Here is a 25,264-nt window from a genome sequence, read left to right as displayed (position 1 = left end):
CCGCTCCTCGTGGCCGCCCGGGCCACCGCACAGTTCGGAGTCCGGCATGGACCGCGACGCGATCCTGCAGGCGGTCGAGGCCGAGCGGCTCGGCCTGGCCGACCTCCTCGACGGGCTCGACCCGGGGGAATGGGAACGGAAGTCCCTCTGCGACGGCTGGACGGTGCACGACGTCATCGCCCACCTGACGCTGGCCACGCGGCTGTCCCCGCTGGCGGCGATCGGCGGGATGCTCCGGGCCCGCGGCGACATCAACCGCATGATCGGGGACGCGGCGCGCAGCCGGTCCGCGCGGTACGGGCCGGTGGAGCTGGTCGGACAGCTGCGGGAGACCGCCGGCTCGGCCGAGCGGCCCCTCGGCACGCAGCCGCCGGACCCGCTCGTCGACGCCCTCGTGCACGGCCAGGACATCGCGCGACCGCTCGGCCGGGAACGCGCGATGCCCCCCGAGCGGGTCCTCCCGGCGATCGAGCACGTGTGGAGCAGCTCCTTCTACGGTGCGGGCAAGAGGTTCGACGGCCTGCGGTTCATCGCCACGGACGCGGACTGGTCCGGCGGCGAGGGCGCCAGCGAGGTTTCCGGCCCGATCGGTGAGCTGCTCCTGCTCTCGACCGGCCGGCCCGCGGGGCTGGAGCGGGTCGCCGGGGACGGCGCCGGCGAAGCGGCGCGGCGGGTGCAGGCCTGAGCGCTCAGTTCTCGAGGACCTGCAGTTCCTCGACGAACTGGTCCAGGAACCCGCGCCAGGACGCGACCGGCGTCGCGGGCCGGACCACGAACTTCGTCAGCCCCGCGTCGACGTACTGCCCGATCCGTTTCCGCGCCTGCTCCCAGCCGCGGACGACGAGCTGCTCCGGGTCCATGTCCGGCCGCCGGTCCAGCGACCCGGCGAGCGCCGCCGCGACCTGCTCCTCCGTCGCCTCCGGCGGGACGACGGCCAGGTTGGTGCCGTAGTGGTCCTCCTCGATCTCCCGGCCCGCCGCCGCGGCGGCCCGCTCGATCCGACTGCGGCAGTCCGCGGCCTCGTCGGGTGTCACGAAGCTGCCGAGCCAGCCGTCGGCGAGCCGGCCGATGCGGTCCAGGCCGACCGGGGCGCGGCCGCCGAGCCAGAGGTCGAGCCGGCCCGGGGGACGCGGACCGACCGAGGCGTCGTCGAGATGGAAGAAGGCCCCGTGGTGGGTGACCCGCGGCTCGTCGAGCAGCCGCCGGACGACGACCAGGGCCTCCTCGAACACCGCGGCGCGCTGCCCGTCCGGCACGGGGTAGAGCTGTCGCTCCCGGCCGCGGGCGGGCCGGACGCCGAACGCCGGGAGGATCCGCTTCGGGGCCAGCGCGGCGAGCGAGGCGAGCTGGGACGCGACGAGCATCGGGTTGCGGCCCGGCAGGACCAGGACGCCGGTGCCGATCTTGAGCGTGCGCGTGCGGCCGGCCGCGTAGGCCAGCCCGACCAGGGCGTCGACCGCGTCCGTGGAGACGAGGTCGGGGAGCCAGAGCGAGTCGACGTCCCGTTCCTCGAGGGCGTCGACGAGCTCGTCGAACCCCGGGCCGACGGCCGCCCGGCCGGATTCCGTGGGGAGCGACCCGATACCGATCCGGACCTTCACGGCCTCGACGCTAGACGCGCGTGTCCGCGGCCGCCACCACCACCCGGCGGGCTCCTCGATCACTCCGGGTGAGGAGCCACCGCCCTGGTCTCCTGCTGACCAGGGGCGGGTCGGTGCTCGGGATGGTCGCCGGCCCCGGCCTGCTCTCGGTCGGCGGGAGCGGAGGCGGGCGGGGTCGCCGGTGCGGGTTCGGGCGCGTCCGCGCGCAGCTCCGCCTTCAGGATGCGGCTGGAGCGGCCGAGGCTGCGCGCGGCGTCGGGCAGTCGTTTCGCCCCGAACAGCAGCACGAACACCCCGATCACGATCAGCCAGTGCCACACGCTCAGCTCACCCATCGCCCTCGTCCTCCCGGGTCGTGTCCGGGTCAAGTGTGCCCCCCGACACCTCGGGTGGAAATTCCGGGGCGCGATTCCCGGAAATGTGCGAATGAGGGGATCTGTCGCATTGCTGATGGTCCGTGCGACTCGTCCCGCCTCGGGTGCGACGTGCCCCACCCGCGCCTCCGGACCGTGGCGCTCGTCGCGCGGATCTCACATCCGCGCTGGTAGAGATGGGCGCGTGGGTGTGATGCGTGGGGCGCGGCGGCTCGTCGTGTTCGGACTGGTCGCGGGTGTGCTCGTGGCCGGGGCACTGTTCCCGGTCGTCGGGGGAATCGGGTTGCTCGCCGGTGCGGTGAGTGATTCCGCGACCGGGTCGAATGCGGATCTTAAGACCGGGAACCTGCCGGCGGCCTCGACGGTGACCGATTCGTCCGGCGCCCCGATCGCCTACCTGTTCGACCAGTACCGGGTCCCCGTGACCAGCGACAGGATCTCGACCGCGATGAAGGCGTCGATCGTCTCGATCGAGGACCGCCGCTTCTACGAACACGGCGGCGTCGACCCGATCGGTGCCGTCCGCGCCCTGGTCAACAACAGCAACGGCGGCGCCCGGCAGGGCGGCTCGACGCTCACCGAGCAGTACGTGAAGAACTACGACCTGTACGTGGCGGCGCAGACGGACGCCCAGCGGCGGGCCGCCGTCGCCCCGAGCTACGCCCGCAAGCTCAAGGAGGCCGAGCTCGCCGTCAGTCTGGACCACGAGCTGACCAAGGACCAGATCCTCACCGGCTACCTCGACATCGTGTACTTCGGGCACGGCGCCTACGGGGTGCAGGCCGCGGCGCAGACCTACTTCGGCGTGGACGCGTCGCAGCTGGACGTCCCGCAGTCGGCGCTGCTCGCGGGGATGGTGCAGAGCCCGAGCCAGTACGACCCGACCACGCACCCGGACGCCGCGCTCTCCCGACGCAACGTCGTGATCGACCAGCTGAAGCAGCAGGGCTCGATCTCCGCGCAGCAGGCGGCCGACGCGACCGCGGCACCCCTGGGCGTCAAGGGGATTCCCGGCGTCCCGGCCGAGGGGTGCATCGGCGCCGGCGATGCCGGCTACTTCTGCGACTACGTGCTGTCCTACCTGCGCCGGGCCGGGTTCCCGACGGACCGGCTCGCCGGTGGCGGCTACACGATCCGCACCACGCTGGACCGGAACGCGCTCGCGTCGGTGAAGAAGGCGGTCGATGGGCAGGTGCCGCCCACGCAGCCCCACGTCGCGGACGTCATGGCGACGATCGTGCCGGGCGCGGACTCGCACAAGGTGACCGCGATGGCCGCCAACCGGACCTTCGGCAACGGACCGGGGCAGTCCAGCTACGGGCTGCCCTACCAGCCGGAGAACATGGGCGCCGGCTCCGTCTACAAGATCTTCACCGCGGCGTCGGCGATGGAGCAGGGTCTGGTCGGGATCGACACGGTGCTGGACGTCCCGGCCGGCGGGTACACCTCGCCGATCTACCGCAACGGCGACGGGCGGCCGATCCCCGTCGGCAACGCCGGGAACTACCCCGCCCAGCTCTCGCTGACCGACGCGCTCGCCCAGTCGCCGAACACGGCGTTCGTCAAGCTGGAGGAGAGCACCGGCATCCCCCCGGTCGTCGACATGGCGGTGCGGCTCGGCCTCACCTCGCTCGCGGACACGCCCTTCAGCGGCAAGGCCGGCACGCCCTCGATCGCGGACGTGGTCAAGCAGCAGAAGCTGGCGTCGTTCACCCTGGGCGTCGCCCCCACCAGCGCCCTGGAACTGGCGAACGTCCAGGCCACCCTGGCCAGCCACGGCACCTGGTGCCCCCCCACGCCGATCGAGTCGATCACGGACCGGGCCGGCAAGCCGGTCGACATCACCCAGCAGCCCTGTCGCCAGGCGCTGGACCCGGCGATCGCGGACAGTTTGATGAACGGGCTGAGCAAGGACGATCAGGCGGGGGGCACGTCGGCCGCCGCCGCGGCCGCGGCGGGCTGGAACCGGCCCATCGCGGCGAAGACGGGGACGACGAACGAGTACAAGTCCGCCGCGTTCGTCGGCGCGACGCCGCAGCTGGCCGGGGCGGCGATCGTCTTCGACGACTCGAACTCGCCGCGGCCGATCTGCGACGGCACCCCGCCCTACACCTGCGGCAACGGCAACATCTACGGCGGCAAGGCGCCAGCGCGCACGGCCTACCAGGCCTTCGGCGAGATTCTGGCGAGCCAGCCGCCCGCGCCGCTGCCGGCGCCTGATCCGCGCTACCTCAAGGGGAGCCTGCGGGACGTGGTGCGCGCCGCCCCGCCGCTCCCGGCGCCCGGCGGGCCGCCGCCGGGCAATCAGAACCAGGGCAACCAGCCGGGTGGCGGCGGGAACGGTTGACCTCGCCCGCGGATCACCCCACCTGGTCGAGCGCCTGGCGCAGGTCCGCGACGAGATCGCGCGGGTCCTCGAGCCCGGCGGAGAACCGCAGGTGCCCCCACTTGCGGAACTCCTCGGGGTAGAAGCGGTCCCGCTCGCCGTCCGGGGCGACGTGCACGACGAGGGACTCGTCGTGGCCGAGCGACACGGCCGAGGTGACGATCCGCAGCGCCGCGACGAACCGGTTCTGTGCGGCCGCGTCGCCCCGCACAGCGAAGGCCAGCATGCCGCCGAACCCGCCGTCCAGGGTGCGGGCGGCCAGCGCGTGCTGCGGGTGCGACGGCAGCCCGGGATAGGCGACGTAGGCGACGCGCGGGTCGCCGGCCAGGAACTCCGCGACGGCCATCGCGTTCGCGCAGTGCTGCCGCATCCGCAGGGGCAGGGTGATCGAGCCGCGCATGATCAGCCAGGCGTTGAACGGGCTGATCACGCCGCCGACGTTGACCATGGCCTCCGCCCGGATCCGCTCCACCAGCTCACCGCGGGCGATCACCGCGCCGCCCATCGCGTCGCCGTGGCCGTTGATGTACTTGGTGAGCGAGTGGACGACGAGGTCCGCGCCCTCGGCCAGCGGGCGCTGCAGGACCGGGGTGGCGAACGTGGCGTCGACGGACAGCAGCGCGCCGGCGGCGTGCGCGATCTCGGCGACGGCGGCGACGTCGGTGACCCTCGTCGTCGGGTTGGCCGGCGTCTCGACGTGGACCAGCCGGGTCTCCGGGCGGATCGCGGCGCGCACGGCGTCGAGGTCGCTCGAGTCGACGAGCGTCGCGGTGATCCCGTACTTCTGCGGCAGGAGCTCGGTGAGCAGCCGGAACACCGCGACGTAGGTGACATCGGAGGACACGACGTGGTCCCCGGAGCGCAGGAACGTGAAGAACACCGCGTGCAGCGCCGCGACGCCCGTGGCCAGCGCGACGGCCTGGACGTCACCGGGGTTCCCGGCCGTCTCGAGCGCGGCGAGCTTCTGCTCAAGCCAGCCCTGGTTCGCGCCGCCGTTGCGCGTGTAGAGCGGGGTCCCGGTACCGGACCAGCTCAGCTCGGACGGGTCGTCCGGGAGGGCGTAGGAGTTCGCCAGGACGACCGGGCGGCGGATGGCGCCCGTACCGGGGTCGACGGCGTTCCCGGCGTGGACGGTGAGGGTCTCGAGGTGGAGGGGTTCATCGGGCACCCGCTCATTCTTCAGTCCGGGCCGGCCAGGCCGGGTCCCGCCCCGCGAGGCCGAGCACCCGATGGAACGGCGGCGCGTCGTCCGGCAGCGCCACGACCGGGCCGAACAGCCCGTCCCGCCCCTGCCCGGGCTGCGCCATCGCCTCGACGAACCGCAGGCACGCAGCGGTGCTGGCGGCGTCGACCGCGTAGGGCTGGCGGGTGGCGCGGGCGAGGTCCCAGCCGTGCAGCACCAGCTCGTCGAGGGCGACGACCCCCATCATCTCGGCCGGCATCGTCACGCCGCCCGCGTCCGCCAGGCCCTGCCAGGCCTCCGGGTCCCGCCAGGCCCCGGCCAGCTCGGCGAGCCGGACAGGAAGGATCGTGCGCCAGTCCGGGTCGAGGTGCGCGCCGGACGCCTGCGGTGCCGTGTTCTCGGTGACGGTCTTGTGCGCGGTGTCGACGAAGGCGCGGGTGAGGCCCATGAGGTGGTCCAGCACCGTGGCGACGTCGCAGTCCGACGGCGTCGGGTCGGTCAGCTGCTCGTCGGTGATCTTCTTCAGCAGCGCGGCCACGCGGCGCGCGGCCGGGGTGAGGTCCAGCATCGAGCTCTGGGTGGTGGTCATGCCGGGTAGGACCGCCCCGGGACCGGGAAATCATCGGTGCGTGGCCTTCGACACCCGGTAGAAAGTGGGCCCCCCGGGTACGGCACAGTGGAAGCCATGACCTCCACCCCTGCGCTCTCCGGTCCGGGGAAGCTGTTCCGGATCGTCGCGATCGCCGAGGCCTGCTCCTGGACCGGGCTGCTCATCGGGATGTTCTTCAAGTACGTCGTGGTGCGGAACGAGATCGGCGTGCAGATCTTCGGGCCGATTCACGGCGCGCTGTTCGTGCTCTACGTGATCGCGGCGATCGTGGTCGCCCGGCTGCACCGCTGGGACGTGAAGACGCTGGTGCTCGCCCTGATCGCGAGCATCCCGCCGCTGGCCACGATCTGGTTCGAGCGGAAGGCGGCGCGGGAGGGCAGGCTCTCCTCGCCCGTCGCCATCGCCTGAAGCGCCGCGTCCGGGGGATCAGTCCTCCGGGTAGCCGTGCAGCTCGTGGTAGGCGACCCGCAACAGGTCCGTCACCCGGTGCCCCCGCACCTCGATCGACAGCTCCGGCACCTGGTCCAGCAGCGCGCCCGGTGAGGTGACCGCGGGGGCCAGGCGCCCGACGTCCGCGAGCGCGGGACCCGCGGCGAAGAACCGGTCCAGGGCGTCCGCCAGCGGGGGAGTGCCCTCGCCGGGGGCCGCGGGCTCCGCGGCGGCCGAGGTGACCCCGCGCCGGGTGCGCAGGTTCGCGAGCAGGGTCTCGCGATCCCGGCCGCGCAGGGCCAGGACCTCGAACGGGTCCGCGTCGAACCGCTCCGCGAGCACGTAGAACACCGCGGCGAGGTGCTTGCAGGGGACCGCGAAGTCCGGGCAGGTGCAGTCCATGGACAGGTCCCGCGGCTCGGCCGGGAACAGGGCCAGCCCGAGCCCGGCGAACAGCTCCTCGATCTCCGGCGGCATCCCGCCGGCGAGCAGCGTGGCCGCGTACCAGGCGTCGTCGGCGAGGGCCTGCTCCGCGCGCCCCCACTCCTCCTTGCCCCACGTGGACACGCCGATCCGGGCCTTGTACGGGGTGGGCCGCGAACCCTGGACCAGGGCGACGACGGCGCCGGCGTCGAGGGAGAGGGACACGATCTGCCCGGCGCGGGCGTAGCTCTTCCCCCGCGCGAGGCGCCCGCCGACCCCGAGGCTCTCCAGCACCGCGATGAACCGGGCCGACCACCAGGTGCGCGCCACGGACCCGCGGGTGCTGTTGATCTGGATGCCGCCGGTGACCCGGCGGGGCCTGCCCGAGAACCCCTCGTCGGCCCAGAACGGCTGGTCACTCATCCGCCGCCACCGCCTCCGCACCCAGGGCGAAGACCTCGCGGAGCTCGCCGGTGCTCAGGTCCCCGAGCCAGCCCTCGCCGTCGCTGATCACCATGTCGGACAGCGCCTTCTTGGACTCGATCAACGTGTCGATCCGCTCCTCGACGGTGCCGGGACAGCAGAACTTCCGCACCTGGACGTTGCGGTGCTGGCCGATCCGGAACGCCCGGTCCGTCGCCTGGTTCTCCACCGCGGGGTTCCACCAGCGGTCCAGGTGGACGACGTGGTTCGCCGCGGTGAGCGTGAGCCCGGTGCCGCCGGCCTTGAGCGAGAGCAGGAAGACCGACGGCCCGTCCGCCGACTGGAAGCGCTCGACCATCTCGTCCCGCCTCTTCTTCGGCGTCCCGCCGTGCAGGTAGAGGACCTCCTGGTCGAACCGGGCGGACAGGTGCGGGACGAGCATCGCCCCGAACTCGGTGAACTGGGTGAAGCAGAGGACCTTGTCCCCTTCGGCGAGGATCTCGGCCAGGATCTCCTCGAGCCGCGCGACCTTCCCGGAGCGCTTGCCGATCGGCGAACCGTCGTGCAGGAGCTGGGCCGGGTGGTTGCAGACCTGCTTGAGCTTCGCCATCGCGGCGAGGACGTTGCCGCGGCGCTGGATGCCCTGGCTGTCCTCGATCTTCTCCATCATGTCGTCCACGACGGTCCGGTACAGCGACGCCTGCTCCGGGGTGAGCCGGTACTCCTGCCGGATTTCGATCTTCTCCGGGAGGTCGTCGATCACGGTCGGGTCCGTCTTGACCCGGCGCAGCAGGTAGGGGCGGGTGATCCGGCGGAGCTCCTCGGCGGCGTCGTCGCTGCGGTGGCGCTCGATCGGGACGGCGAAGCGCTGCCGGAACCGTTCGGGCTGGCCGAGCATGCCGGGGTTGAGGAAATCCATGACGGACCAGAGCTCGGCGAGCCGGTTCTCCATCGGCGTGCCGGTGAGCGCGACGCGGTGCCCGGCGCTGATCCGGCGGGCGGCCTTGGACGGCGCGGCGTGGGCGTTCTTGATCGCCTGGGCCTCGTCGAGGACGAGCCGGTGCCAGGCGAGGCTCTCGAGCTCGTCGATGTCCCGCGCCGCGGTGCCGTAGGTGGTGACGACGACGTCCGTGCCGCCCAGGAGCTCGCGCAGGGCCTCGCCGTGCGGGCGGGTGACGCCGTGGTGGGCGTGCACCCGCAGGTCCGGGGCGAACCTCGCGGCTTCCCGCTGCCAGGTGCCGACCAGGGACATCGGGCAGAGGATCAACGTCGGTCCCAGCGGCCCGGACGCCCGCTCGTGCGCCTCCAGGGCCAGCATCTGGACCGTCTTGCCGAGGCCCATGTCGTCCGCGAGGCAGGCGCCGAGGCCGAGCGAGGAGAGGAAGGCGAGCCAGGACAGGCCGCGCTGCTGGTAGGGCCGCAGCGTCGCGAGGAAGCCCGGCGGCGGGTCGAGCGGGGTGAGCGTGCGGTCCGCCGTGCCCTCGAGGAGGTCCCCGACCCAGCCGTCGGCGACGACGGACGTGATCGGCAGGGGGGTGGCCGGACCGGCGCCCTGGGCGATCGCGAGCAGGTCCGCGGCGGTGGGCGGGACCTTCCGTCTCCGCTCCCGCTTGAGGAACTCCAGGCCCTCGGCCAGCGCCTCGGCGTCGACGCTGACCCACTGCCCGCGCACCCGGACGAGCGGGGCCTTCGCCGCGACCAGCTCGGCGATCTCCTCCTCGCCGAGCTCCTCGTCCCCGACCGCGATCGACCAGCGGAACTGCGCCAGCTCCTCGCGGCCGAGCCCGCCGCGCAGGATGACGCCCGGCGCGGGGGTGGAGCTGGTGGACAGCCGCAGCCCGATCGGCCGGGTGCCGTTCCAGCCGGCCGGGAGCTGCACCCCGAAACCGGCCGCGACCAGGGCGGACGCGTCCTCGGTGAGGAACGAGTGCGCGGCCGCGACGTCCAGGTCGACATACGCCGGGCGGGCCTGCCGCAGCGCGGGACCGATCATCGGATAGACCAGCGCCGCCCGGCCGAGCTCGGCGAGCAGCAGCTCCTGCGCGGAGACGATCAGCCGGTCCGCCTTCCCCGCCCAGACGGTGTCCGCGGAGACGAGCAGGCTCGGGTCGTCCGTGGACTGGAGCTGGAACTCCAGCACCCAGCGGCTGCCGTCCCCGGTCTGGTCGTCCTCGTCGTCCCCGGGGTCCGACGGGTCGTGCAGGGTGCGGATCTCGGCGAGGCGGAAGGTCGCGCGCCCCGGTCCGGTCTCCTCGGTACCGACCTCGTCCCAGGCCTCCAGGGCCGCGGACAGCTCCGCCACCTCCCGCTCCGGGGCCTCGAACCGCGCGTCCGCGCCGGTCAGGGCGGTGAGCCAGGCCTCGGTGGCGGGCAGCGTCCGCGGCGCGCGGCCGCGGCGGCGAGGGACGAGCGCGAGCGGGATGTCCGCCCGGCCCAGCTGCTCGCGCACCGCCGCGTCCGTGAGGGCGGCCAGCGCGTCGTCGACGAGGGTGGCGGGATCCCGGCCCGCGACGTCCCCGCCCCGGCGTTGCTCGGCGCGCGCGACCGGGGGCAGCCCCTCGACCAGGGCGCGCCGGGTGACGGCGTCCAGCCCCTGGACGATCGGCCGCCAGCGCGCCTCCGGCCGCCCGCCCTCGTGCACGACCGTCGGCAGGATCCGGCCGCGGGAGGCGAGCTCCGCGGCGAACCGCGCGACGGCCCGGAGATGGGTGACCGAGGCCCCGTAGCGGACGTCCTCGGCCGGGTCCTCGAGCTCCCCGGGATCGACGACGACGCCCGGCACGCTCCACGGGCTCAGCGACGTCTCGCTCGTCCGGCGCGCCGGCGGGGCGGCCCGGACGAGCTCGGGGGAGTCCACGGGGCCGCTGCTGCGCGAGGGCAGGAGCATCGTGAGCATCGTCTGCTTGCCCGGGTGGATCCCGGCGAGCGTGGACGCGGGCAGCGCGAACGGATGCGGCCGGGCGCTGCGCAGCGACCGCCGCGACGTCGTCGCAGGCCGTTGCCCGTCCTCGGCCCACAGCACGGCACCCCGAGCGGGGGACCAGAGCGCATGGACGACCAACACGACCTCAGGCTACGGGCGACCCCCGACAGTTCCCGGGACCCCCGCGAGTCCGGGTCAGGCGAGCTGGTAGCGGTCCCGGACGGCCTCGGGGACGAGGTCGAGGTAGTCCGGGTGCTTGCCGATCCAGGCGCGGATGAACGGGCAGTCCGGGTAGACCTCCAGGCCGCGCTTCCGGGCCGCGTCCAACGCCACGCGGGCGAGCTTCCCGCCGAGGCCCCGGCCGCCGAACTCGTCGTGGACGACGGTGTGGGTGAAGGTGATCCGGCCCGGCTTCAGGGCGTAGTTCGCGTAGCCGGCGAGCTTGCCGCCGACGTGGATCTCGAAGCGGGACCACTCGGCGACGTCGAGTACTTGGGGTTCGGTCGCTGCGTCGGTCATGAGGAGGATCCTCCCAGCTGCCCGTGCGGGACGTAGGTCGCGGGGATCACGCCGAGCCTGCCCTTCTGGTAGTCCTCGAACGCCTGGAGCACCTCGGCCTTCGTGTTCATCACGAACGGGCCGCCCCACGCGACGGGCTCGCGGATCGGCTGCCCGCCCAGCACCACGACGTCGAGTGCGGGGGTCCGGGACTCCTGCGACACGTTGCCCGCCACCGTGATGACGTCGCCCGGGCCGAACAGCGCGAGCTGTCCGCCGCGGATCGGCCGGGCGTCCTTGCCGACGGTCCCGGCGCCGGAGAGCACGTAGACGAGCGCGTTGAAGTCCCGGCGCCACGGCAGCCGCATCCGCGCTCCGGGGGAGATCGTCGCGTGCATCATCGCCATCGGCGTGTAGGTCGAGCCGGGACCCGACGATCCGGCGAGATCACCGGCGATCACGCGGATCAGCGCGCCGCCGTCCGGCGTCGTGAGCAGCGCGGACTCGCCCGCGCGCAGGTCCTGGTACTTCGGCTCCAGCCACTTGTCCGCCTTGGGCAGGTTCACCCAGAGCTGCAGGCCGTGGAACAGCCCTCCGCTGGCGACCAGCGCCTCCGGCGGCCGCTCGATGTGCAGGAGCCCGCCCCCGGCCGTCATCCACTGGGTGTCGCCGTTGGTGATGCTGCCGCCGCCACCGTGGCTGTCCTGGTGCTCGAACTCGCCGTCCATGATGTAGGTGACGGTCTCGAAGCCGCGGTGCGGGTGCCACGACGTTCCCTTGGGCTCGCCGGGCGCGTACTCCACCTCGCCCATCTGGTCCATGTGCAGGAACGGGTCGAGGTCGCGGAGGTCGACGCCCTGGAACGCGCGGCGGACCGGGAAGCCCTCGCCCTCGAAGCCGCGGGGCGCGGTGGTGATCGAGCGGACGCCGCGGTCGAGCTCGGTGGGACCGGGCTCGGGGACGCGCGGCAGGGTGGTCACGTCGGAGACTGTCACGGCTGGCATCGGAACCCCCCGGGGGTTGATAGTTGAGCATGCAACTTGCTCGGCCTCAACCGTACCGCTCCTCCGGTTGTTCCCGGTCGCCTCGGGGTTCAGTCCGGCGTCGCCCGGCCGACCGTCTTCCGCAGGTAGCCGCGCAGGGCCTCGCGCGGGTTCTCGGTGATCTCCGGGCCGTGGGTGAACGCGGCGACGTCGTACTCCAGCTCGCCGAGGCGCTGCGCCGTCCGCTGCGTCATCCGGTAGTCCGAGCACAGCGGTCTCGGGGAGAGCCGCACGCCCAGCACGTTGAAGATCGCGTCCCCGGTGACCAGCACCCGGCTCCGCTCGTGCAGCAGCGAGATGTGGCCGGGGGAGTGGCCCGGCGTCGCGACGACCCGCAGGCCGCCGCCGACCGGGAGGACCTGCCCGTCCGTCAGGTGGTCGGTGACGGCGAACGGCGTCCAGGAATCACCGGGGGCGAGCCGCTCGAACAGGCGTCCGGCCAGCGAGGACCGGTCCGGGGACGGCGAGGTGCCGGACTCGGCGTACCGCACGTCGTCGGTGTGCACGGCGATCGGGGCACCGGTCTGCCGCTCCATCTCGGCCGCACCGCCGGCATGGTCCGGGTGCGTGTGGGTCAGCACGATCCGGGTGACGTCCGCGGGTCGCTTCCCCATCGCGGCGAGGCCGGTCACGAGTTTCGGCGGGGCGGACCTCAGTCCGGTGTCGACGAGGGTGACCGAGCCGTCGTCGTCGACGAACGCGTAGGAGTTGATCTGCCAGGACCCCACGGTGGGGATGCGGAAGACCCTGGGGACGAGCTCGATCGCGGGAGGATTCGCCACCCGGCAGACCGTAGCCCGGTCGGTCGATCTCCCCGCCCAGCTGTGGTCATCGGCGGTTCGGCGGGGCCACACTCCACACCGTGTCCCGCCGCCGTGGCCGGGACCGGGAGGAGGTGCTCGTGAGCGAGCTGTCCGTCGTGCTGGAGAAGCAGTCGTTCCTGGAGGGGCCGCGGTGGTTCGGCGGCCGCGTCTTCGTCAGCGACTTCTACACCCACCGCGTGCTCAGCCTCCTCCCCGACGGCTCGGACGTGCGGGTCGAGGCCTCGGTCCCGGCCCAGCCGTCCGGCACCGGGCTGCTGCCCGACGGGCGGCTGCTCATCGCGTCGATGCGGGACCAGCGGATCCTGCGCCGCGAGGAGGACGGGACGGTGGCCGTGCACGCCGAGCTCGCCGGGCTGACCATGAGCGTCCTCAACGACATGGCCGTCGACCCGCAGGGCCGGGCCTGGGTCGGGTGCTTCGGCTTCGACCTCATGGGCGGCGCCGCGATGCAGCCGGCGGTGCTGATGCGGGTGGACCCGGACGGCACGGCCGAGATCGTCGCCGAGGACATGCTCTTCCCGAACGGGACGGTCGCGGACGGCGAGACCGTGATCGTGGCGGAGAGCTTCGGCAACCGCATGACCGCGTTCGACGTCGCCGCCGACGGCAGCCTGACGAACCGCCGGGAGTGGGCGACGTTCGGCCCCGCGCCGCAGACCACGGACCTCGGCGAGGCGCTCGGCTCCCTGGCCGTGGTGCCCGACGGGATCGCCGAGCCGGACCGGGACGGCGCGATCTGGGTGGCGGACGCCGGCAACAAGCGGGCGGTGCGGGTCCTGGAGGGCGGCGAGATCACCGACGAGATCTCCACCGGCGACGACGAGTGCTTCGCCGTCGCGCTCGGCGGGGAGGACGGCCGGACCCTCTTCCTGGCCTGCGCCCCGAGCTTCCTCGAGCACGAGCGGCGGCACACCCGCGATGCGCGGCTGCTGTCCACGCGGGTGGGCGTACCCCTGGCGCTGTAGCCGTGCCGGCCCTCGACGACGACGCGTGCCGCAGCCTCGTCGCTGCCGCACCTGTCGGTCGGCTCGCGACCCTGCGCCCGGACGGCACGCCACGGCTCGTCCCGATCACGTACGCGCTGGTGGACGGCCTGGTGTGCTCGGTCGTCGACGAGGTCAAGCCGAAGTCGAGCACCCGGCTGGCCCGCCTCGCCGACGTCGCGCGGGACCCGCGGGCGGCGCTGCTCGTCGACCATTACGCCGACGACTGGTCGCAGCTGTGGTGGGTCCGGATCGACGCCACCGCGGCCGTCCACGAGTCCGGCGGCGTCCGGGACCGCGCCCTGGACGCGCTGTGCGCGAAGTACCCGCAGTACGCCGCGGCCCGCCCGTCCGGGGTCGTCCTGGTGCTCACGCCCACCGCGTGGAAGGGCTGGTCCGCCGACGGGGGTCGTGCGCGGTAGTCGTCGTCCTGGCAACGAGATCCGCGCACGGGCGCGTCAGCGCAGGCCGGAGACGAACGCCGCGGTGGTCGCGTCGACGATCCCCGGGCGTTCGAGGTGGGGGGAGTGGCCGGACCTCAGCATGAGCAGGTCCATGGGGCCGGTGGCGGCGTCCCGGACGGCCTCGACGTGCACCGCGCTGCCGTAGGGGTCCCGGTCGCCCTGGATGCCGAGCACCGGGCAGGAGATCCCGGTGAGCTCCGGACGCAGGTCCCAGTCCGTGAACGCCGGGTCCAGCCAGACGTCGTTCCAGTTCCGGAAGGTCACCTCGGCGTCGCGGTGGTGCCGGGCCATCCGGGCGGCGAGGGCGCCGTCGTCGTAGGCCTTCTTGGCGGCGGCGATCCCCTGGAGCCCGATGTCCTCCACGAGCACGTGCGGCGCGAGCACGACCAGCGCGCGGACCGGCAGCGCCGCCGCCGCGAGCAGGGCGATCGAGGCGCCGTCGCTGTGCCCGACGAGCACCGGCGCGCCCAGGTCGAGCGCGTCGATCAGGGCGGGGACGACGGTTCGGGCCTCGTCGTGCATGAACGACGCGGTGCGTTTGTGGGCGGGCAGGCTCGAGAAGCCGTGACCCAGCCGGGAGTAGGCGACGGCGCGGCGGCCGGTGGCGGCGGCGAGCCGCTGGTGGAAGCCGCGCCAAAGCCCGACCGACCCGAGGCCCTCGTGCAGGAACAGCAGCGGCGCCGCCCCGGGGTCCCCCGGGACGTCCTCGTACTCGTAGCCCGCACCGGCGAGCATCACGTGCGGTAGTGCGGTCACTCCGCGATGCTAACCATCGAGCCCGGCGACGAGCTTCCGTGGCGCGACCTCCCGGTACGCGTCGGTGACGATCTCGCCGACCTCCGCCCAGTCCACGTCGACGTCCAGGTAGACGCCCAGCCAGCCGCGCCCGCCGACGTACGGCGGCCGGAAGTACCGCTGCGGATCGGCCGCCACCAGCTCCTCCTGGGTGCCGCTCGGGGCGGCGCACCAGAACGCGAGCCGGTCGTCGTGGTGGTGGTCCGCGAACATCACGAACGTCCTGCGGACGAACCAGGTGGGCTCGCCGTGGCTGACCTTCTCGGTGACCTCGGGAAGGGCGAGGCAGAGCTCCCGGAGCCGTTCCAGCGGGGTCACACCGGCACCGCCCGCGGCACGTTGTTCCCGGTCGGCGTGCTCCTCGGCGTGGTCCGCATCCCGTCGAGCCCCTTCCCGTCCGGTCCGCGCGGCGGCCCCGGTCCGTACCCACGGTAACCTTGCGGCGCCAGATCGACGTCGGGCCCGTGACCAGGATGGCCCGGACGGGTGGTGGCGCGCCAGCGCCGGTGCTGTTCAGGGGTTCCGGCGCGCCCCTACGATGTCGCCGACGGGCGGGGGGACGCCGTCGAACGGGAGGCTGTCGTGGGATCGGTCGACGGGCTGTCCTCGCGCGTCGTCGACGACGCCCCGGTCGGTCTGTTCGCGCTGGACGCCGACGGCGCCGTCCTCCTGTGGAACGCCGAGGCCGAGCGGCTCTCCGGCTGGTCGGCCGCGGACGTGCTGGGTCGCAACGGTTTCGTCGACGACCGGCAGCCTGTGGACACCGCCGGCGCCCGCCACATGCTCGACGAGCTGACGGCCGGCCGCCGGTTCAGCGCACCCCTGCCGGCAGCGGTGCCGAGCGGACGCACCCTCTACGTGCACGCGGCCCCCGGCGGTCCGGGCGGGGCGCCCGTCGTCGGGGTCCTACAGGACGTCGGGGACGCCCTCGTCGGGCCGGACGCGTTCTCCCTGCTCGACGCGCTGTGGCAGAACGCCCCGGTCGGGCTCGCCTACTTCGACTCCGAGCTGCGCTACCGCCGGGTCAACGGCGCCGTGCTGACGATCGACGGCGGCACGTCGGACCAGCGCATCGGCCGCACCCTCGAGGAGCTGCACGGGGAGACCGGGCACCGCATCGCGGACCTGCTCCGCGAGGTGTTGCGGAGCGGCCGGCCGCAGCTGGACGTCGCGCTGACCGGCCGGCTGTGGGGCGGCTCCGGACCGCTGCAGTCCTGGCTGTTCAACATCTATCCGGTACGCGGCCGGAACGGTTCGGTGATCGGGGCCGGGCTCGTGGTCTCCGACGTCACCGAGTCCGAGCGCAACCGCGCCGAGCTGGCCGAGCTCGCCCGGGGCCGGGAACGGGCGCTGCGCCGCTACCAGAGCCTGGTGGACGCGACCACGGCCGCGGTCTGGATCCGGCTCGCCGACGGGAGCGCCGAGGAGGACGCCCCGGAGCTGCGGGCGATCACCGGTCAGAGCCCCGAGGAGTACCTCGGCTGGGGTTTCCTCGACGCGATGCACCCGGAGGACCGCGCGGCGGTCCGGCAGGCGTGGCTGCACGCCGTCGAACACGCCCTGGCCGAGCCCGGGAGCCACGCGGTCTTCGAGCACGTGTACCGGCTGCGGACCGCGTCCGGGACCTACCGCTGGTTCCGCAAGCGCGCGGTGCCCGTCCTGCTCGAGGGTGGCCTCTCCGAGTGGGTCGGCACGGAGAACGACATCGACGACGAGGTACGGGCCCGGCGCCGGATGGAGATCCTCGCCGGGGCGACCCTGGCGGTGAACCAGGCCCTGGACCCCGAGACCGAGCTGGCGGCCCTGGCCGAGGCCGTCGTCCCCGAGTTCGCGGACATGTGCCGGGTCTACCTGCTCGACGACGACCACCTGCACGCCAACCGGGTCACCGGGCGCCGCTCGGTGACCCGGGTCGCGGCGGGCCTGCCGCACGTGCCGGGCGACGAGCCGCGCTTCGTGTTCGGGGCGGGGCACCCCGTCGCACGTTCGGTGGTGACGACGGAACCGGTGCTCGACCCCGGGCCGCCGAGCGCGGACTCCTGGCCGGGCACCGACGCGATGCTGGAGTGGTGTGTCGCCGTGCGGATGAACTCGCGGCTGGTGGCGCCGGTGTTCTCCGGCGGGCACGTCGTCGCTGCGCTGGTGTTCGTCAGCTGCGGGGACCGGGCCGCCTACACCGCCGACGACCTGGCGCTGGTCAAGGAACTGGCCGCCCGGGTGTCGGCGGCCGTGGAGCACGGCCGCCGCTTCCAGCAGACCCGCGAGGTGTCCGTCGCGCTGCAGGACTCGATGCTGACCGCGCCGCCGACCGCGGCGGAGATCGGGATCGGCGGCATCGAGCTGGACGCCCGGTACCTGCCGGCCGCGGCCGAGCTCGAGGTCGGCGGGGACTGGTACGACGCGTTCCGGCTCCCGTTCGGGGACCTCGCCCTCGCCGTCGGGGACGTCGCCGGGCACGACCTGGCCGCCGCCGCGACCATGGGCCAGCTCCGCAGCATGCTGCGCGCGCTCGCCTACGACAGCGACGGCGACCCGTCGGACGTGCTGCGCCGGCTGGACCGGGTCTCGACCAGGCTCGCCGTGACCCGCTTCACGACCCTCGTCCACGGCCGGGTGCTGGCCCGGCCCGGTCCCGGCCGTCCGACCAGGGTGTTCCGCTGGTCCAACGCCGGACACCCGCGGCCCGTGCTCGTCGCCCCGGACGGGACGGCGCGGTTCGTCGAGGGCGTCGTCGACGTCGTGCTCGGCGTCGAGCCGGACCGGCTGCGGCACGACCAGGAGGTCGAGCTGCCGCCCGGGTCCACGCTGCTGCTCTACACCGACGGCCTGCTCGAACGGCGCGACGACCCGGACGACCGGGCTGGCCAGGACCTGCTGGACCTGGCCGGTCAGGCCGCCGGGATGCCCGTCGCGGAGTTCTGCGACCACGTGGTGCAGGGCAGCAAGGCGGACACCGGCGACGACGTCGTGGTGCTCGCGCTGCGGGCCCTGTGACCGGGCCTCAGCGCAGGGACGTCTCCGCGTACACGGCCATCGCGTCGTGCAGGTACGCGGAGAGGCCGGGCTCGTGCGCGTCGATCGTCGCGGTGAACCGCTCGTCGTCGACGTACATCCGCCCCAGGGCGGCGTAGGCCTCGCCGTCCGGCGTCCAGAACCGGCTGACCCACGCGTGGTGGGCCGCGACCGCCTCCTGAACCTCCGCGGCGTCGATCGCTGCACCGGCCCGCTTCGCCGCCGCCAGGCGGGCGTGGACCGCGTCGCCCTCCTGCTTGATGGCCGACTGCTCCTGCGGGCTCCGGTCCGCCGCGCGCCGCTGCGCCTCGACCGCCGTGTCCCCCCAGCGCTCCCGCGCCTCCTCGGCGTACGGGTCGTGGGTGAAGCCGTCGAACATGTCCTCGGTCGCCATGATCGTTCCCCCTTCCTTCTCCTCGATGGTCTTGGCGACGGTGTCCGCCAGCCGGTGGAGCCGGTCGGCGTCGGAGAGCAGGCGCTCGTGGTGCCGGTGCAGCGCCTCGACCTCGTCGGTGGTGCCGTCGAGGACGCCGGCGATGTCCGGCAGGCCGAGCCCGAGCTCGCGCAGCAGCAGGATGTGCTGCAGCCGCAGCAGGCGCGTGCGGTCGTAGAACCGCAGGCCCCCGCGCCCGTGCCCGGTCGGCGTCAGCAGCCCGACGTGGTCGTAGTGCCGCAGCGTCCGTGAGCTGACGCCCGCGAGCCTGGCCACCTCGGCCGTCGACCAGCGCATGCCCGCCTCCCTTCCGTCGAGAGGAACGGTAGGAGTTGACGCTACGTCAACCGCAACCCTGCGGGCCCGTAAGGTCGGACCGTGCTCTCGTTCGACGGACTCGTGGCCCGGGTGCGGGACCGTGTCGGGGACGGGACGGCCCGCGTGATCCTCGGCATCACCGGCCCGCCCGGCGCCGGGAAGTCCACCCTCGCCGAGGAGCTCTCCGCCGCGCTGCGGCCGGTCCCGCCCGCCGGGCACCCGCCGGGCGAGTGGGTCGCGCACGTGCCGATGGACGGCTTCCACCTGGCAGACGCCGAGCTGGTCCGGCTGGGCCGCCGGGACCGGAAGGGCGCACCGGACACCTTCGACCGCGCGGGCTACCTCTCGCTGCTGCGCCGGATCCGCGCGGACGACGAACCGATGATCTACGCGCCGGCGTTCGAGCGGGAGCTGGAGCAGCCGCTGGCCGGGGCGATCGGCGTTCCCGCCGCGGCCCGGGTGATCCTGACCGAGGGCAACTACCTGTTGCTCGACGAGCCCCCGTGGCCGGACGTGGCCGGCGCGCTGGACGAGGTCTGGTTCTGTGGGCTGGCCGAGGACGTCCGCGAGGAACGCCTGGTCGCGCGGCACGTCCGGTTCGGCAAGGAACCGGGGTTCGCGCGGCGGTGGGTGCACGACGTGGACGGGCCGAACGCGGAGCGGGTCGCGGCCACGCGGGCGAGGGCGGACCTCGTCGTGCCGTCGGAGGTGCTCGAGGACCTCGGCACCCCGCCTCCGGGCACCCTGCCTTAGGGCACCGGCCGCCCGGGCCGGCCGAGCTGGATGTCGCACTCGATCACGGTGGCGTCGATGCCGGTGAGCTCGGCGATCAGCTCGCGGGCGGCGTCGTCCGCGTCCCGGAGGTCCAGCACGCTCGTCGCGGCCTCGATCGCGGGGACGTACAGCACGAGCCTGCGTTCCGAGGCCCAGGCGACGACCTCGAAGCGCCGTGGTCCGGTCACGCGGCAACGGTAACCCGCGCACCGGAGCAGGGCGACAGCTCAGCCGCAGGGGGTCGTGGAGCAGTCCTGCAGCCCCGGCTCGGCGTCGGAGGCGGGCGGCGTCGTGGTCGTCGTCCCGGGGTTCCCGCCGAACAGCGTGCGCCCCTCGGACGGGTCGCCCTGCTGGTCGGGCGCCGGTGCCGTCGACTCGTCCGCGGGCGGGGCGGCGGGATCCGGCGGCGGAGGCGGCGGGACCTGGCTGCCCGACGGCGGCACCGAGGGTTCCGCGGAGGCGCTCGGCGTCGGGGTGGCCGAGGTCGTCGGCGCGTTCGGCGGCAGCTCCGAGGGGGCCTCACCGATGGGCGTGAACGTCCCGAACCCCTTCGTCGGCTCGTCCTCCACGGCGTCGGACATGAACCGCTGCCACACCTTGCCCGGCACCGTCGCGCCCTCGATGGGCCGGCCGGACGCCGTGCGGATCGGAGAGTTCATGTCCGTGCCGATCCAGACCGTCGTGGACAGGGTCGGGGTGAAACCGCTCATCCACGCGTCGTTGTTCTCGCCGTCGAAGCGGGACTGGACGGTGCCGGTCTTGGCCGCGACGGGCTGGTCCCCCGGCAGCTCGAGGCCGTCGTTCGGGGCGACGCCGAGCATCGCTTCCGTGACGTTGCGGGCCACCTGCACGGAGAAGCGGCGCTCGCCCGAGGACTCCGGCGCCTGGTAGAGCACCCGGTTGTCCGAGGTGACGATGCTGGAGATGACGTGCGGGGAGTGCCAGACCCCGCCGTCGGCGATCGTGGCGTAGGCCGACGCCAGCTCGAGCGGGGTGATCTCCTTGTTGCCGAGCGCCAGGCGGGCGTCCGGGTCGTCGAGCGGGGACGTGATGCCCGCGGCCTTGGCGGCGGCCGCCACGCTGTCCGGGCCGACCTTCGCGGCCAGCGTCGTGAACACGACGTTGTTGGAGATCGTCATGGCCTGCTTGACGTCGCAGCGAGCACAGTCCGCGCCGTCGGCGTTGCGCAGGCCCTTCTGCTCCTTGCCGTTGAAGGTCGTGCCGAGCCCGATCGGCGGATCGTGCATCAGGGCGGCCAGGGCGACGAACGGCTTGAACGTCGAGCCCGGCTGTTTGCGGACCCTCGCGTAGTCCAGCCCGACGCCGTTGTCCCCGCCGTAGTAGGCCTTGATCCCGCCGCTCCGCGGGTCGACCGCGACGACGGCGGACCGCAGGTTCCCGGGCTGCCCGGCGAGGGTCTGGTGCGCGGCGTCCACGGCCTTCTGCTGCTGGGCCGGGTCGATCGTCGTGGTGATCCGCAGGCCGTCCTGGGAGAACTCCTGGTCGGAGATGCCGAGCGAGTCCAGCTCGGCCTTCACCGCGTTGACGACGTGGCCGCGGCTGTCCGAGAACGAGCCGGAGGACCCGGTGCGGCGCTGGGCGGTGGCGGGGAAGGTCGCGGCGGCGCGCTCGGCGGGGGAGAGCCAGCCCTGCGACACCATCCCGTCCATCACGAAGTCCCAGCGCTGCACGGCCTTGGCCGGGTCCAGCGCCGGGTCCCAGCGCGACGGGGACTGGATGACGCCGGCGAGCAGGGCGCCCTCGGGCGCGGTGAGCTGCGCGACGTTCTTGCCGAAGTAGGCCTGGCTCGCGGACTGGATGCCGTAGGCGCCGCGGCCGAAGTAGATCGTGTTCAGGTAGTCGGTGAGGATCTCGTCCTTGGACTTCTGCTGGGACACCTTCAGCGAGATGATCAGTTCCTTGTACTTGCGCCAGATCGACACCTGGTCCCCGACCAGCGCGTTCTTCACGTACTGCTGGGTGATCGTCGACCCGCCGCCGACGCCGCCGCGCAGCTGGTTCCACGCGGCCCGGGCGATCCCCGAGAAGTCGAAGCCGGGGTTGGAGTAGAAGCTGCGGTCCTCGGCGGAGAGCACGGCGTTGCGCACCGGGACGGGGATCTGCTCGGTGGCGACCTTGGTCCGGTTGCCCTGCTCCGGAACGAGGCGGGTGAGCTGGCTGCCGTCGGCGTAGGAGATCAGGGCGACCTGGTTGTTGACGGCCTCGTCCGGGGTCGGGACGGCGAAGAAGAGCCAGCCGAACCCGAGCATCAGCAGCGGCAGCAGGACGACCGACGCGATCCCGCCGAGGACGCCGAACCTGATCCGCCTGCGCCGGCGCGCGGTGCGCTGCTCGGGCGTGAGCGGGCGGCGGTGCTGCGAGGTCGGGCGGTCCCCGAGGGCCCGGCGCAGCAGGTCGAGCGGGCCTTGCGGGCCGGGACGGGACGCGGTGGCCGACGCCGGGGTGACCGCCGCCGTGGCGACCGTCGGCTCGTCGCCGGTCGGGGTCTCCCCACCACTCGACGACGGCGGGCGGAGCGCCGGGATGGTGGACACAGAGTGACGCTTCGCGGCGGCCGGCTTCGGGGTCTGCCACCAGCCGACTCCGGTGGGGCGCGTCGCGCCGCGGCGCCCGGAGCGCGACGACGGGGCCTGGCGCGGAACCCGGGGAGGCACGGGACCGCGGTTCTCTGGCACCGAGTCGCCCCCTTTCACGTTCCGGTGTCGACCGTACGGCGGATGTCGTCACGCCGTTCGGCCCTTCGCACCGCCTGACACGAGGTCAACGGCCGGGTGCGGGAGTGCGGTGCGGGGGTGCCGCTCAGATCACCCGAACGTCGGTATCGAGCCCGTGCGGACCGGCCGCCGTGGGGGAGCCATGATCACGTCGGGTGACGACGGGCGGGGAAGGTCCGGGCCCTCCGGAGGTGATCGGCCCCGCGTAGGGTCGGCCCGGTTCTCGCGTGGCCGGGAGCGCGGACGACAGGGAGGGTGCGCACGTGGGTCGGATCGCAGGAGTGCTGGGCGGGGCCGCCGCGGCGGTGGGCGCGCTCGGGGTCGCGGCGGCGGTCGGCGCGCGCAGGCCGGTGATCACCCGCTGGCCCCTCTCGATCGGGCAGGTCGCGCCGTGCCTGCCGGCGTCGGAGGCGCCCGGCCCCACCGGCGCGGTGTTCGGGACCGTGGGCCTCGCGGCGCTCGCCACCCGGACGCCGCTCGGCTACGCGGCCGCGGCCCTGAACGCGGTGGCCGCGGCCGGCATCGCCGGGATGCGCGGTGACGCGGAACGGTCGGCCGCCGTCCTCGACGACGCCCTGCTGCAGCTCGATGGAGACCCGGACGAGATTCCGCCCGCCGAGCCCGTGCCCCCGCTCGCGCGCCGGCTGCGGGAGTGGCGCACCGCACCGGCGCGCTACCGCGTCGCCGTCGACGTGCCGTACGGCCAGCTCCCCGTCCAGCTGCTCGACATCTGGGCCGACCCGTCGATCCGGAGGTCCGGTGGCCGCGGGGCACCGGTGCTGCTGCAGGTGCACGGCGGCGGCTGGACCTTCGGGGACAAGGCCGGCGACGCGCGCCCGCTGATGGCGTACCTCGCGGAGCGCGGCTGGGTGTGTGTCTCGATCGACTACCGGCTCGGGCCGGGTGAGCGTTGGCCGTCGATGATCGTCGACGTGAAGCGGGCCATCGCCTGGATCCACGACCACATCGCCGAGTACGGCGGGGACCCGGAGTTCGTGGCGATCAGCGGGGGCTCGGCCGGTGGGCACCTCTGCGCGCTGGCGGCGACGACCCCGAACGACCCGGGGTTCCAGCCGGGCTTCACCGGCGCGGACACCACGCTCGCGGCCGCGGTCCCGTTCTACGGCGTGCACGACTTCACGGCGGACGAGAACGGGCTGTTCGCGCTGCTCGAGGGCAAGGTCTTCACGACCACCCCGATGGACGACGAGCACGGCTACCGGCAGGCCTCCCCGGTGCACCGGGCCACCCCGGACGCGCCGCCCTTCCTCGTGATCCACGGTGACACGGACACGATCGCGTCGGTCGGGCAGTCCCGGCGGTTCGTCGCCGCGTTGCGCCGGATCAGCCGGTCGCCGGTCTGCTACGCCGAACTACCGAACGCCCAGCACGCCTTCGACGCGTGGCCGACCCGGCGGACGGCGCACACGGCGACGGCGGTCCACCGGTTCCTGACCGTGGTCCACCGCCGCCACCTGGCGTCGACCGGGGCGCGAACCGTCCCGGCACGTGCCTGACCGTGCTTGCCCGGCCGGCCCACTCGCATCAGGAGCCACACGAGTGGAACGGCCGCCGGAAATCTCTGCCGCGAACCGCGGAGCCGGGCCTCAGCCCGACAGGAGCGCCGACATCCGCTCCCGGAGCAGGGTGGCGGCCGAATACGGGCGGACCATGACGGTCAGCTCGGTGGGCGTGCCCTCGTCGTCGGTGCGCAGGATGTCCACGCCCTCGAGCTCGCGGTCCCCGATCCGGGCCCGGAAGACCAGGACGTGCCCGAGCGTGCCCGGGACGCCGTCGAACTCGTCGGTGTAGCGGAAGTCCTCGAACACCTGCCCGACCGCCCGCAGGATCGCGCGCAGCGCCTCCCGGCCCTCGTACGGCTTGTGCACGATCGGGGAGTGGAAGACGGCGTCGGGCGCGAAGAGGTCCGCCGCGGCGTCCGGCTGCCCGGCCTCGACGGCCAGGCGGAAGCGGGCAACAGCGTTGTCGGTGCTCACGCGAGCATCACAACACAGCCGGCTCACCGGGACAGCGGCGCAACTCCCATCGCGTCCGCGACCAGCTCGTACGAACGGATCCGGTCGTCCGGCGAGTGCGTCTGCGTGGTGATCATCAGCTCGTCCACCCCGGTGCGGTCCAGCAGCTCCTCGATGCCCTTCCGGGTTGTCTCCGGCGAGCCGATGATCTGCTGGGACAGCCGGTCGTCGACGAAGGCCCGCTCGGCTTCCGTCCACTGGTGCGCCTCGGTCTCGGCGAGGCTGGGCATGAGGCCCGGACGGCCGAGCCGCAGGTTGAGGAAGGACATCGCACCGGGCATGGACAGCCGCATCGCCTCCTCGTCGGTCTCCGCGCACAGGACGTTCGCGGCGATCATCGAGTAGGGCTCGTCGAGCGTGGGCGACGGGCGGAACGTGCGCCGGTAGAGGTCCAGCGCGGGCAGCGTGTTCTCGGAGCTGAAGTGGTGCGCGAAGGCGAACGGGATGCCGAGCATGCCCGCGGCCTGCGCGCTGTAGCCGCTCGACCCGAGCAGCCACATCGCGGGCGCGTTCCCCACGGCGGGGACGGCGATGACCGGCGCGTCGCCGCGGAAGTAGGCCGAGAGCTCCGCGAGCTGTTCGGGGAAGTCGTCGACGCCCTGGTCGGGAGCCTGGCCGCGGCGCAGGGCGCGCGCGGTGCGCTGGTCCGTTCCGGGGGCGCGACCGATGCCGAGGTCGATCCGGCCGGGATGCAGCGCCTCCAGCGTGCCGAACTGCTCGGCGATCACCAGCGGCTGGTGGTTGGGCAGCATGACGCCGCCGGAACCGAGCCGGATGCTGGAGCTGTGGGCCGCGAGGTGCGCGATCAGCACCGCGGGGGAGGAGCTGGCGATGCCGGGCATCGCGTGGTGCTCGGCCACCCAGTAGCGGTGGAAGCCGAGCTCCTCGGCGCGGCGGACGAGCCGCGTGCTGCCGGCGAGCGCGTCGGTCGCCGACGAGCCGGAGCCGACGGGCACGAGGTCGAGGACGGAGAGAGGTACCACGCCTTGCGCAACGG

The 25,264-nt window shown here is 73.7% G+C and carries 24 protein-coding genes; 8 read left to right on the top strand and 16 right to left on the bottom strand.

The window, feature by feature from the left end; all coding sequences use genetic code 11:
- The first annotated feature begins 46 nt into the window (after window positions 1–46).
- A complete protein-coding gene (locus tag JWP64_RS19850; RefSeq protein ID WP_297499334.1) occupies window positions 47–685 on the top strand; it encodes a maleylpyruvate isomerase family mycothiol-dependent enzyme in 639 nt (212 codons plus the stop codon).
- Window positions 686–689: 4 nt separating this feature from the next.
- On the opposite strand, the gene JWP64_RS19845 is transcribed toward JWP64_RS19850, so the two are convergent.
- Window positions 690–1,601 carry a TIGR03854 family LLM class F420-dependent oxidoreductase gene (locus JWP64_RS19845; protein ID WP_297499332.1) on the bottom strand — a complete coding sequence of 304 codons (912 nt, stop codon included), beginning with the start codon at window positions 1,599–1,601 and terminating at the stop codon, window positions 690–692.
- A gap of 59 nt (window positions 1,602–1,660) precedes the next feature.
- Window positions 1,661–1,936, bottom strand: coding sequence for a Sec-independent protein translocase subunit TatA (gene tatA, locus JWP64_RS19840; RefSeq protein WP_297499330.1), 276 nt, complete (start codon window positions 1,934–1,936; stop codon window positions 1,661–1,663).
- Between the two features lie 232 nt (window positions 1,937–2,168).
- Here tatA and JWP64_RS19835 point away from each other — a divergent pair, with 232 nt between their 5' ends.
- Window positions 2,169–4,322, top strand: a complete 2,154-nt coding sequence (locus tag JWP64_RS19835; protein WP_297499360.1) for a transglycosylase domain-containing protein — start codon at window positions 2,169–2,171, stop codon at window positions 4,320–4,322.
- A 13-nt stretch (window positions 4,323–4,335) separates the two neighbouring features.
- On the opposite strand, the gene JWP64_RS19830 is transcribed toward JWP64_RS19835, so the two are convergent.
- The gene (locus tag JWP64_RS19830) at window positions 4,336–5,529 is read right to left on the bottom strand and encodes an aminotransferase class I/II-fold pyridoxal phosphate-dependent enzyme (protein ID WP_297499328.1); all 1,194 of its coding nucleotides are present in this window, start codon (window positions 5,527–5,529) and stop codon (window positions 4,336–4,338) included.
- Between the two features lie 4 nt (window positions 5,530–5,533).
- Window positions 5,534–6,133, bottom strand: coding sequence for a TIGR03086 family metal-binding protein (locus tag JWP64_RS19825; RefSeq protein WP_297499326.1), 600 nt, complete (start codon window positions 6,131–6,133; stop codon window positions 5,534–5,536).
- 96 nt (window positions 6,134–6,229) lie between these two features.
- Between JWP64_RS19825 and JWP64_RS19820 the strand changes: the two genes are divergently transcribed.
- On the top strand, window positions 6,230–6,562 hold the full coding sequence (locus JWP64_RS19820; protein WP_297499324.1) for a DUF3817 domain-containing protein: 333 nt from the start codon (window positions 6,230–6,232) through the stop codon (window positions 6,560–6,562).
- A gap of 18 nt (window positions 6,563–6,580) precedes the next feature.
- Here JWP64_RS19820 and JWP64_RS19815 read toward each other — a convergent pair whose 3' ends face one another.
- From JWP64_RS19815 to JWP64_RS19795, 5 genes are all read right to left on the bottom strand, one after another.
- On the bottom strand, window positions 6,581–7,429 hold the full coding sequence (locus JWP64_RS19815; RefSeq protein ID WP_297499322.1) for an SWIM zinc finger family protein: 849 nt from the start codon (window positions 7,427–7,429) through the stop codon (window positions 6,581–6,583).
- Window positions 7,422–10,493 carry a DEAD/DEAH box helicase gene (locus JWP64_RS19810; protein ID WP_297499320.1) on the bottom strand — a complete coding sequence of 1,024 codons (3,072 nt, stop codon included), beginning with the start codon at window positions 10,491–10,493 and terminating at the stop codon, window positions 7,422–7,424. The genes JWP64_RS19815 and JWP64_RS19810 overlap by 8 nt, the downstream gene beginning before the upstream one ends.
- Before the next feature lie 54 nt (window positions 10,494–10,547).
- Window positions 10,548–10,871 carry a GNAT family N-acetyltransferase gene (locus tag JWP64_RS19805; protein ID WP_297499318.1) on the bottom strand — a complete coding sequence of 108 codons (324 nt, stop codon included), beginning with the start codon at window positions 10,869–10,871 and terminating at the stop codon, window positions 10,548–10,550.
- Window positions 10,868–11,854, bottom strand: coding sequence for a pirin family protein (locus JWP64_RS19800; RefSeq protein WP_297499315.1), 987 nt, complete (start codon window positions 11,852–11,854; stop codon window positions 10,868–10,870). The genes JWP64_RS19805 and JWP64_RS19800 overlap by 4 nt, the downstream gene beginning before the upstream one ends.
- A gap of 89 nt (window positions 11,855–11,943) precedes the next feature.
- On the bottom strand, window positions 11,944–12,675 hold the full coding sequence (locus JWP64_RS19795; RefSeq protein ID WP_297499313.1) for an MBL fold metallo-hydrolase: 732 nt from the start codon (window positions 12,673–12,675) through the stop codon (window positions 11,944–11,946).
- A 119-nt stretch (window positions 12,676–12,794) separates the two neighbouring features.
- Here JWP64_RS19795 and JWP64_RS19790 point away from each other — a divergent pair, with 119 nt between their 5' ends.
- Entirely contained in the window at window positions 12,795–13,682 is an 888-nt protein-coding gene (locus JWP64_RS19790; RefSeq protein ID WP_297499311.1) for an SMP-30/gluconolactonase/LRE family protein, read from the top strand.
- A gap of 2 nt (window positions 13,683–13,684) precedes the next feature.
- The gene (locus JWP64_RS19785; RefSeq protein WP_297499308.1) at window positions 13,685–14,122 is read left to right on the top strand and encodes a TIGR03668 family PPOX class F420-dependent oxidoreductase; all 438 of its coding nucleotides are present in this window, start codon (window positions 13,685–13,687) and stop codon (window positions 14,120–14,122) included.
- Between the two features lie 36 nt (window positions 14,123–14,158).
- On the opposite strand, the gene JWP64_RS19780 is transcribed toward JWP64_RS19785, so the two are convergent.
- Together JWP64_RS19780 and JWP64_RS19775 are read right to left on the bottom strand one after the other, a co-directional pair.
- Entirely contained in the window at window positions 14,159–14,920 is a 762-nt protein-coding gene (locus tag JWP64_RS19780; RefSeq protein ID WP_297499306.1) for an alpha/beta hydrolase, read from the bottom strand.
- A 9-nt stretch (window positions 14,921–14,929) separates the two neighbouring features.
- Window positions 14,930–15,277, bottom strand: coding sequence for an MmcQ/YjbR family DNA-binding protein (locus JWP64_RS19775; protein WP_297499305.1), 348 nt, complete (start codon window positions 15,275–15,277; stop codon window positions 14,930–14,932).
- 264 nt (window positions 15,278–15,541) lie between these two features.
- Between JWP64_RS19775 and JWP64_RS19770 the strand changes: the two genes are divergently transcribed.
- Complete coding sequence (locus JWP64_RS19770) at window positions 15,542–17,953, top strand: SpoIIE family protein phosphatase (protein WP_297499302.1); 2,412 nt, start codon at window positions 15,542–15,544, stop codon at window positions 17,951–17,953.
- A 7-nt stretch (window positions 17,954–17,960) separates the two neighbouring features.
- Here JWP64_RS19770 and JWP64_RS19765 read toward each other — a convergent pair whose 3' ends face one another.
- Window positions 17,961–18,701, bottom strand: a complete 741-nt coding sequence (locus JWP64_RS19765) for a TipAS antibiotic-recognition domain-containing protein (protein ID WP_297499300.1) — start codon at window positions 18,699–18,701, stop codon at window positions 17,961–17,963.
- 81 nt (window positions 18,702–18,782) lie between these two features.
- Here JWP64_RS19765 and JWP64_RS19760 point away from each other — a divergent pair, with 81 nt between their 5' ends.
- A complete protein-coding gene (locus JWP64_RS19760; RefSeq protein WP_297499298.1) occupies window positions 18,783–19,475 on the top strand; it encodes a nucleoside/nucleotide kinase family protein in 693 nt (230 codons plus the stop codon).
- Here JWP64_RS19760 and JWP64_RS19755 read toward each other — a convergent pair.
- Together JWP64_RS19755 and JWP64_RS19750 are read right to left on the bottom strand one after the other, a co-directional pair.
- Complete coding sequence (locus JWP64_RS19755) at window positions 19,472–19,684, bottom strand: hypothetical protein (protein WP_297499296.1); 213 nt, start codon at window positions 19,682–19,684, stop codon at window positions 19,472–19,474. The two genes, JWP64_RS19760 and JWP64_RS19755, sit on opposite strands and share 4 nt — an antisense overlap.
- Before the next feature lie 39 nt (window positions 19,685–19,723).
- On the bottom strand, window positions 19,724–22,051 hold the full coding sequence (locus tag JWP64_RS19750; RefSeq protein ID WP_297499294.1) for a transglycosylase domain-containing protein: 2,328 nt from the start codon (window positions 22,049–22,051) through the stop codon (window positions 19,724–19,726).
- Between the two features lie 443 nt (window positions 22,052–22,494).
- Here JWP64_RS19750 and JWP64_RS19745 point away from each other — a divergent pair, with 443 nt between their 5' ends.
- Window positions 22,495–23,748: an alpha/beta hydrolase gene (locus tag JWP64_RS19745; RefSeq protein ID WP_297499292.1), complete on the top strand. Its 1,254-nt coding sequence runs from the start codon at window positions 22,495–22,497 to the stop codon at window positions 23,746–23,748.
- Between the two features lie 90 nt (window positions 23,749–23,838).
- Here JWP64_RS19745 and JWP64_RS19740 read toward each other — a convergent pair whose 3' ends face one another.
- Complete coding sequence (locus JWP64_RS19740; protein ID WP_297499290.1) at window positions 23,839–24,228, bottom strand: nuclear transport factor 2 family protein; 390 nt, start codon at window positions 24,226–24,228, stop codon at window positions 23,839–23,841.
- Between the two features lie 23 nt (window positions 24,229–24,251).
- Window positions 24,252–25,250: an LLM class flavin-dependent oxidoreductase gene (locus JWP64_RS19735; protein WP_297499288.1), complete on the bottom strand. Its 999-nt coding sequence runs from the start codon at window positions 25,248–25,250 to the stop codon at window positions 24,252–24,254.
- Window positions 25,251–25,264: the final 14 nt, after the last annotated feature.

Source organism: Pseudonocardia sp. (genome assembly GCF_025465255.1).
GTDB lineage: Bacteria > Actinomycetota > Actinomycetes > Mycobacteriales > Pseudonocardiaceae > Pseudonocardia.
This window is presented reverse-complemented; position numbering and strand designations above follow the sequence as displayed.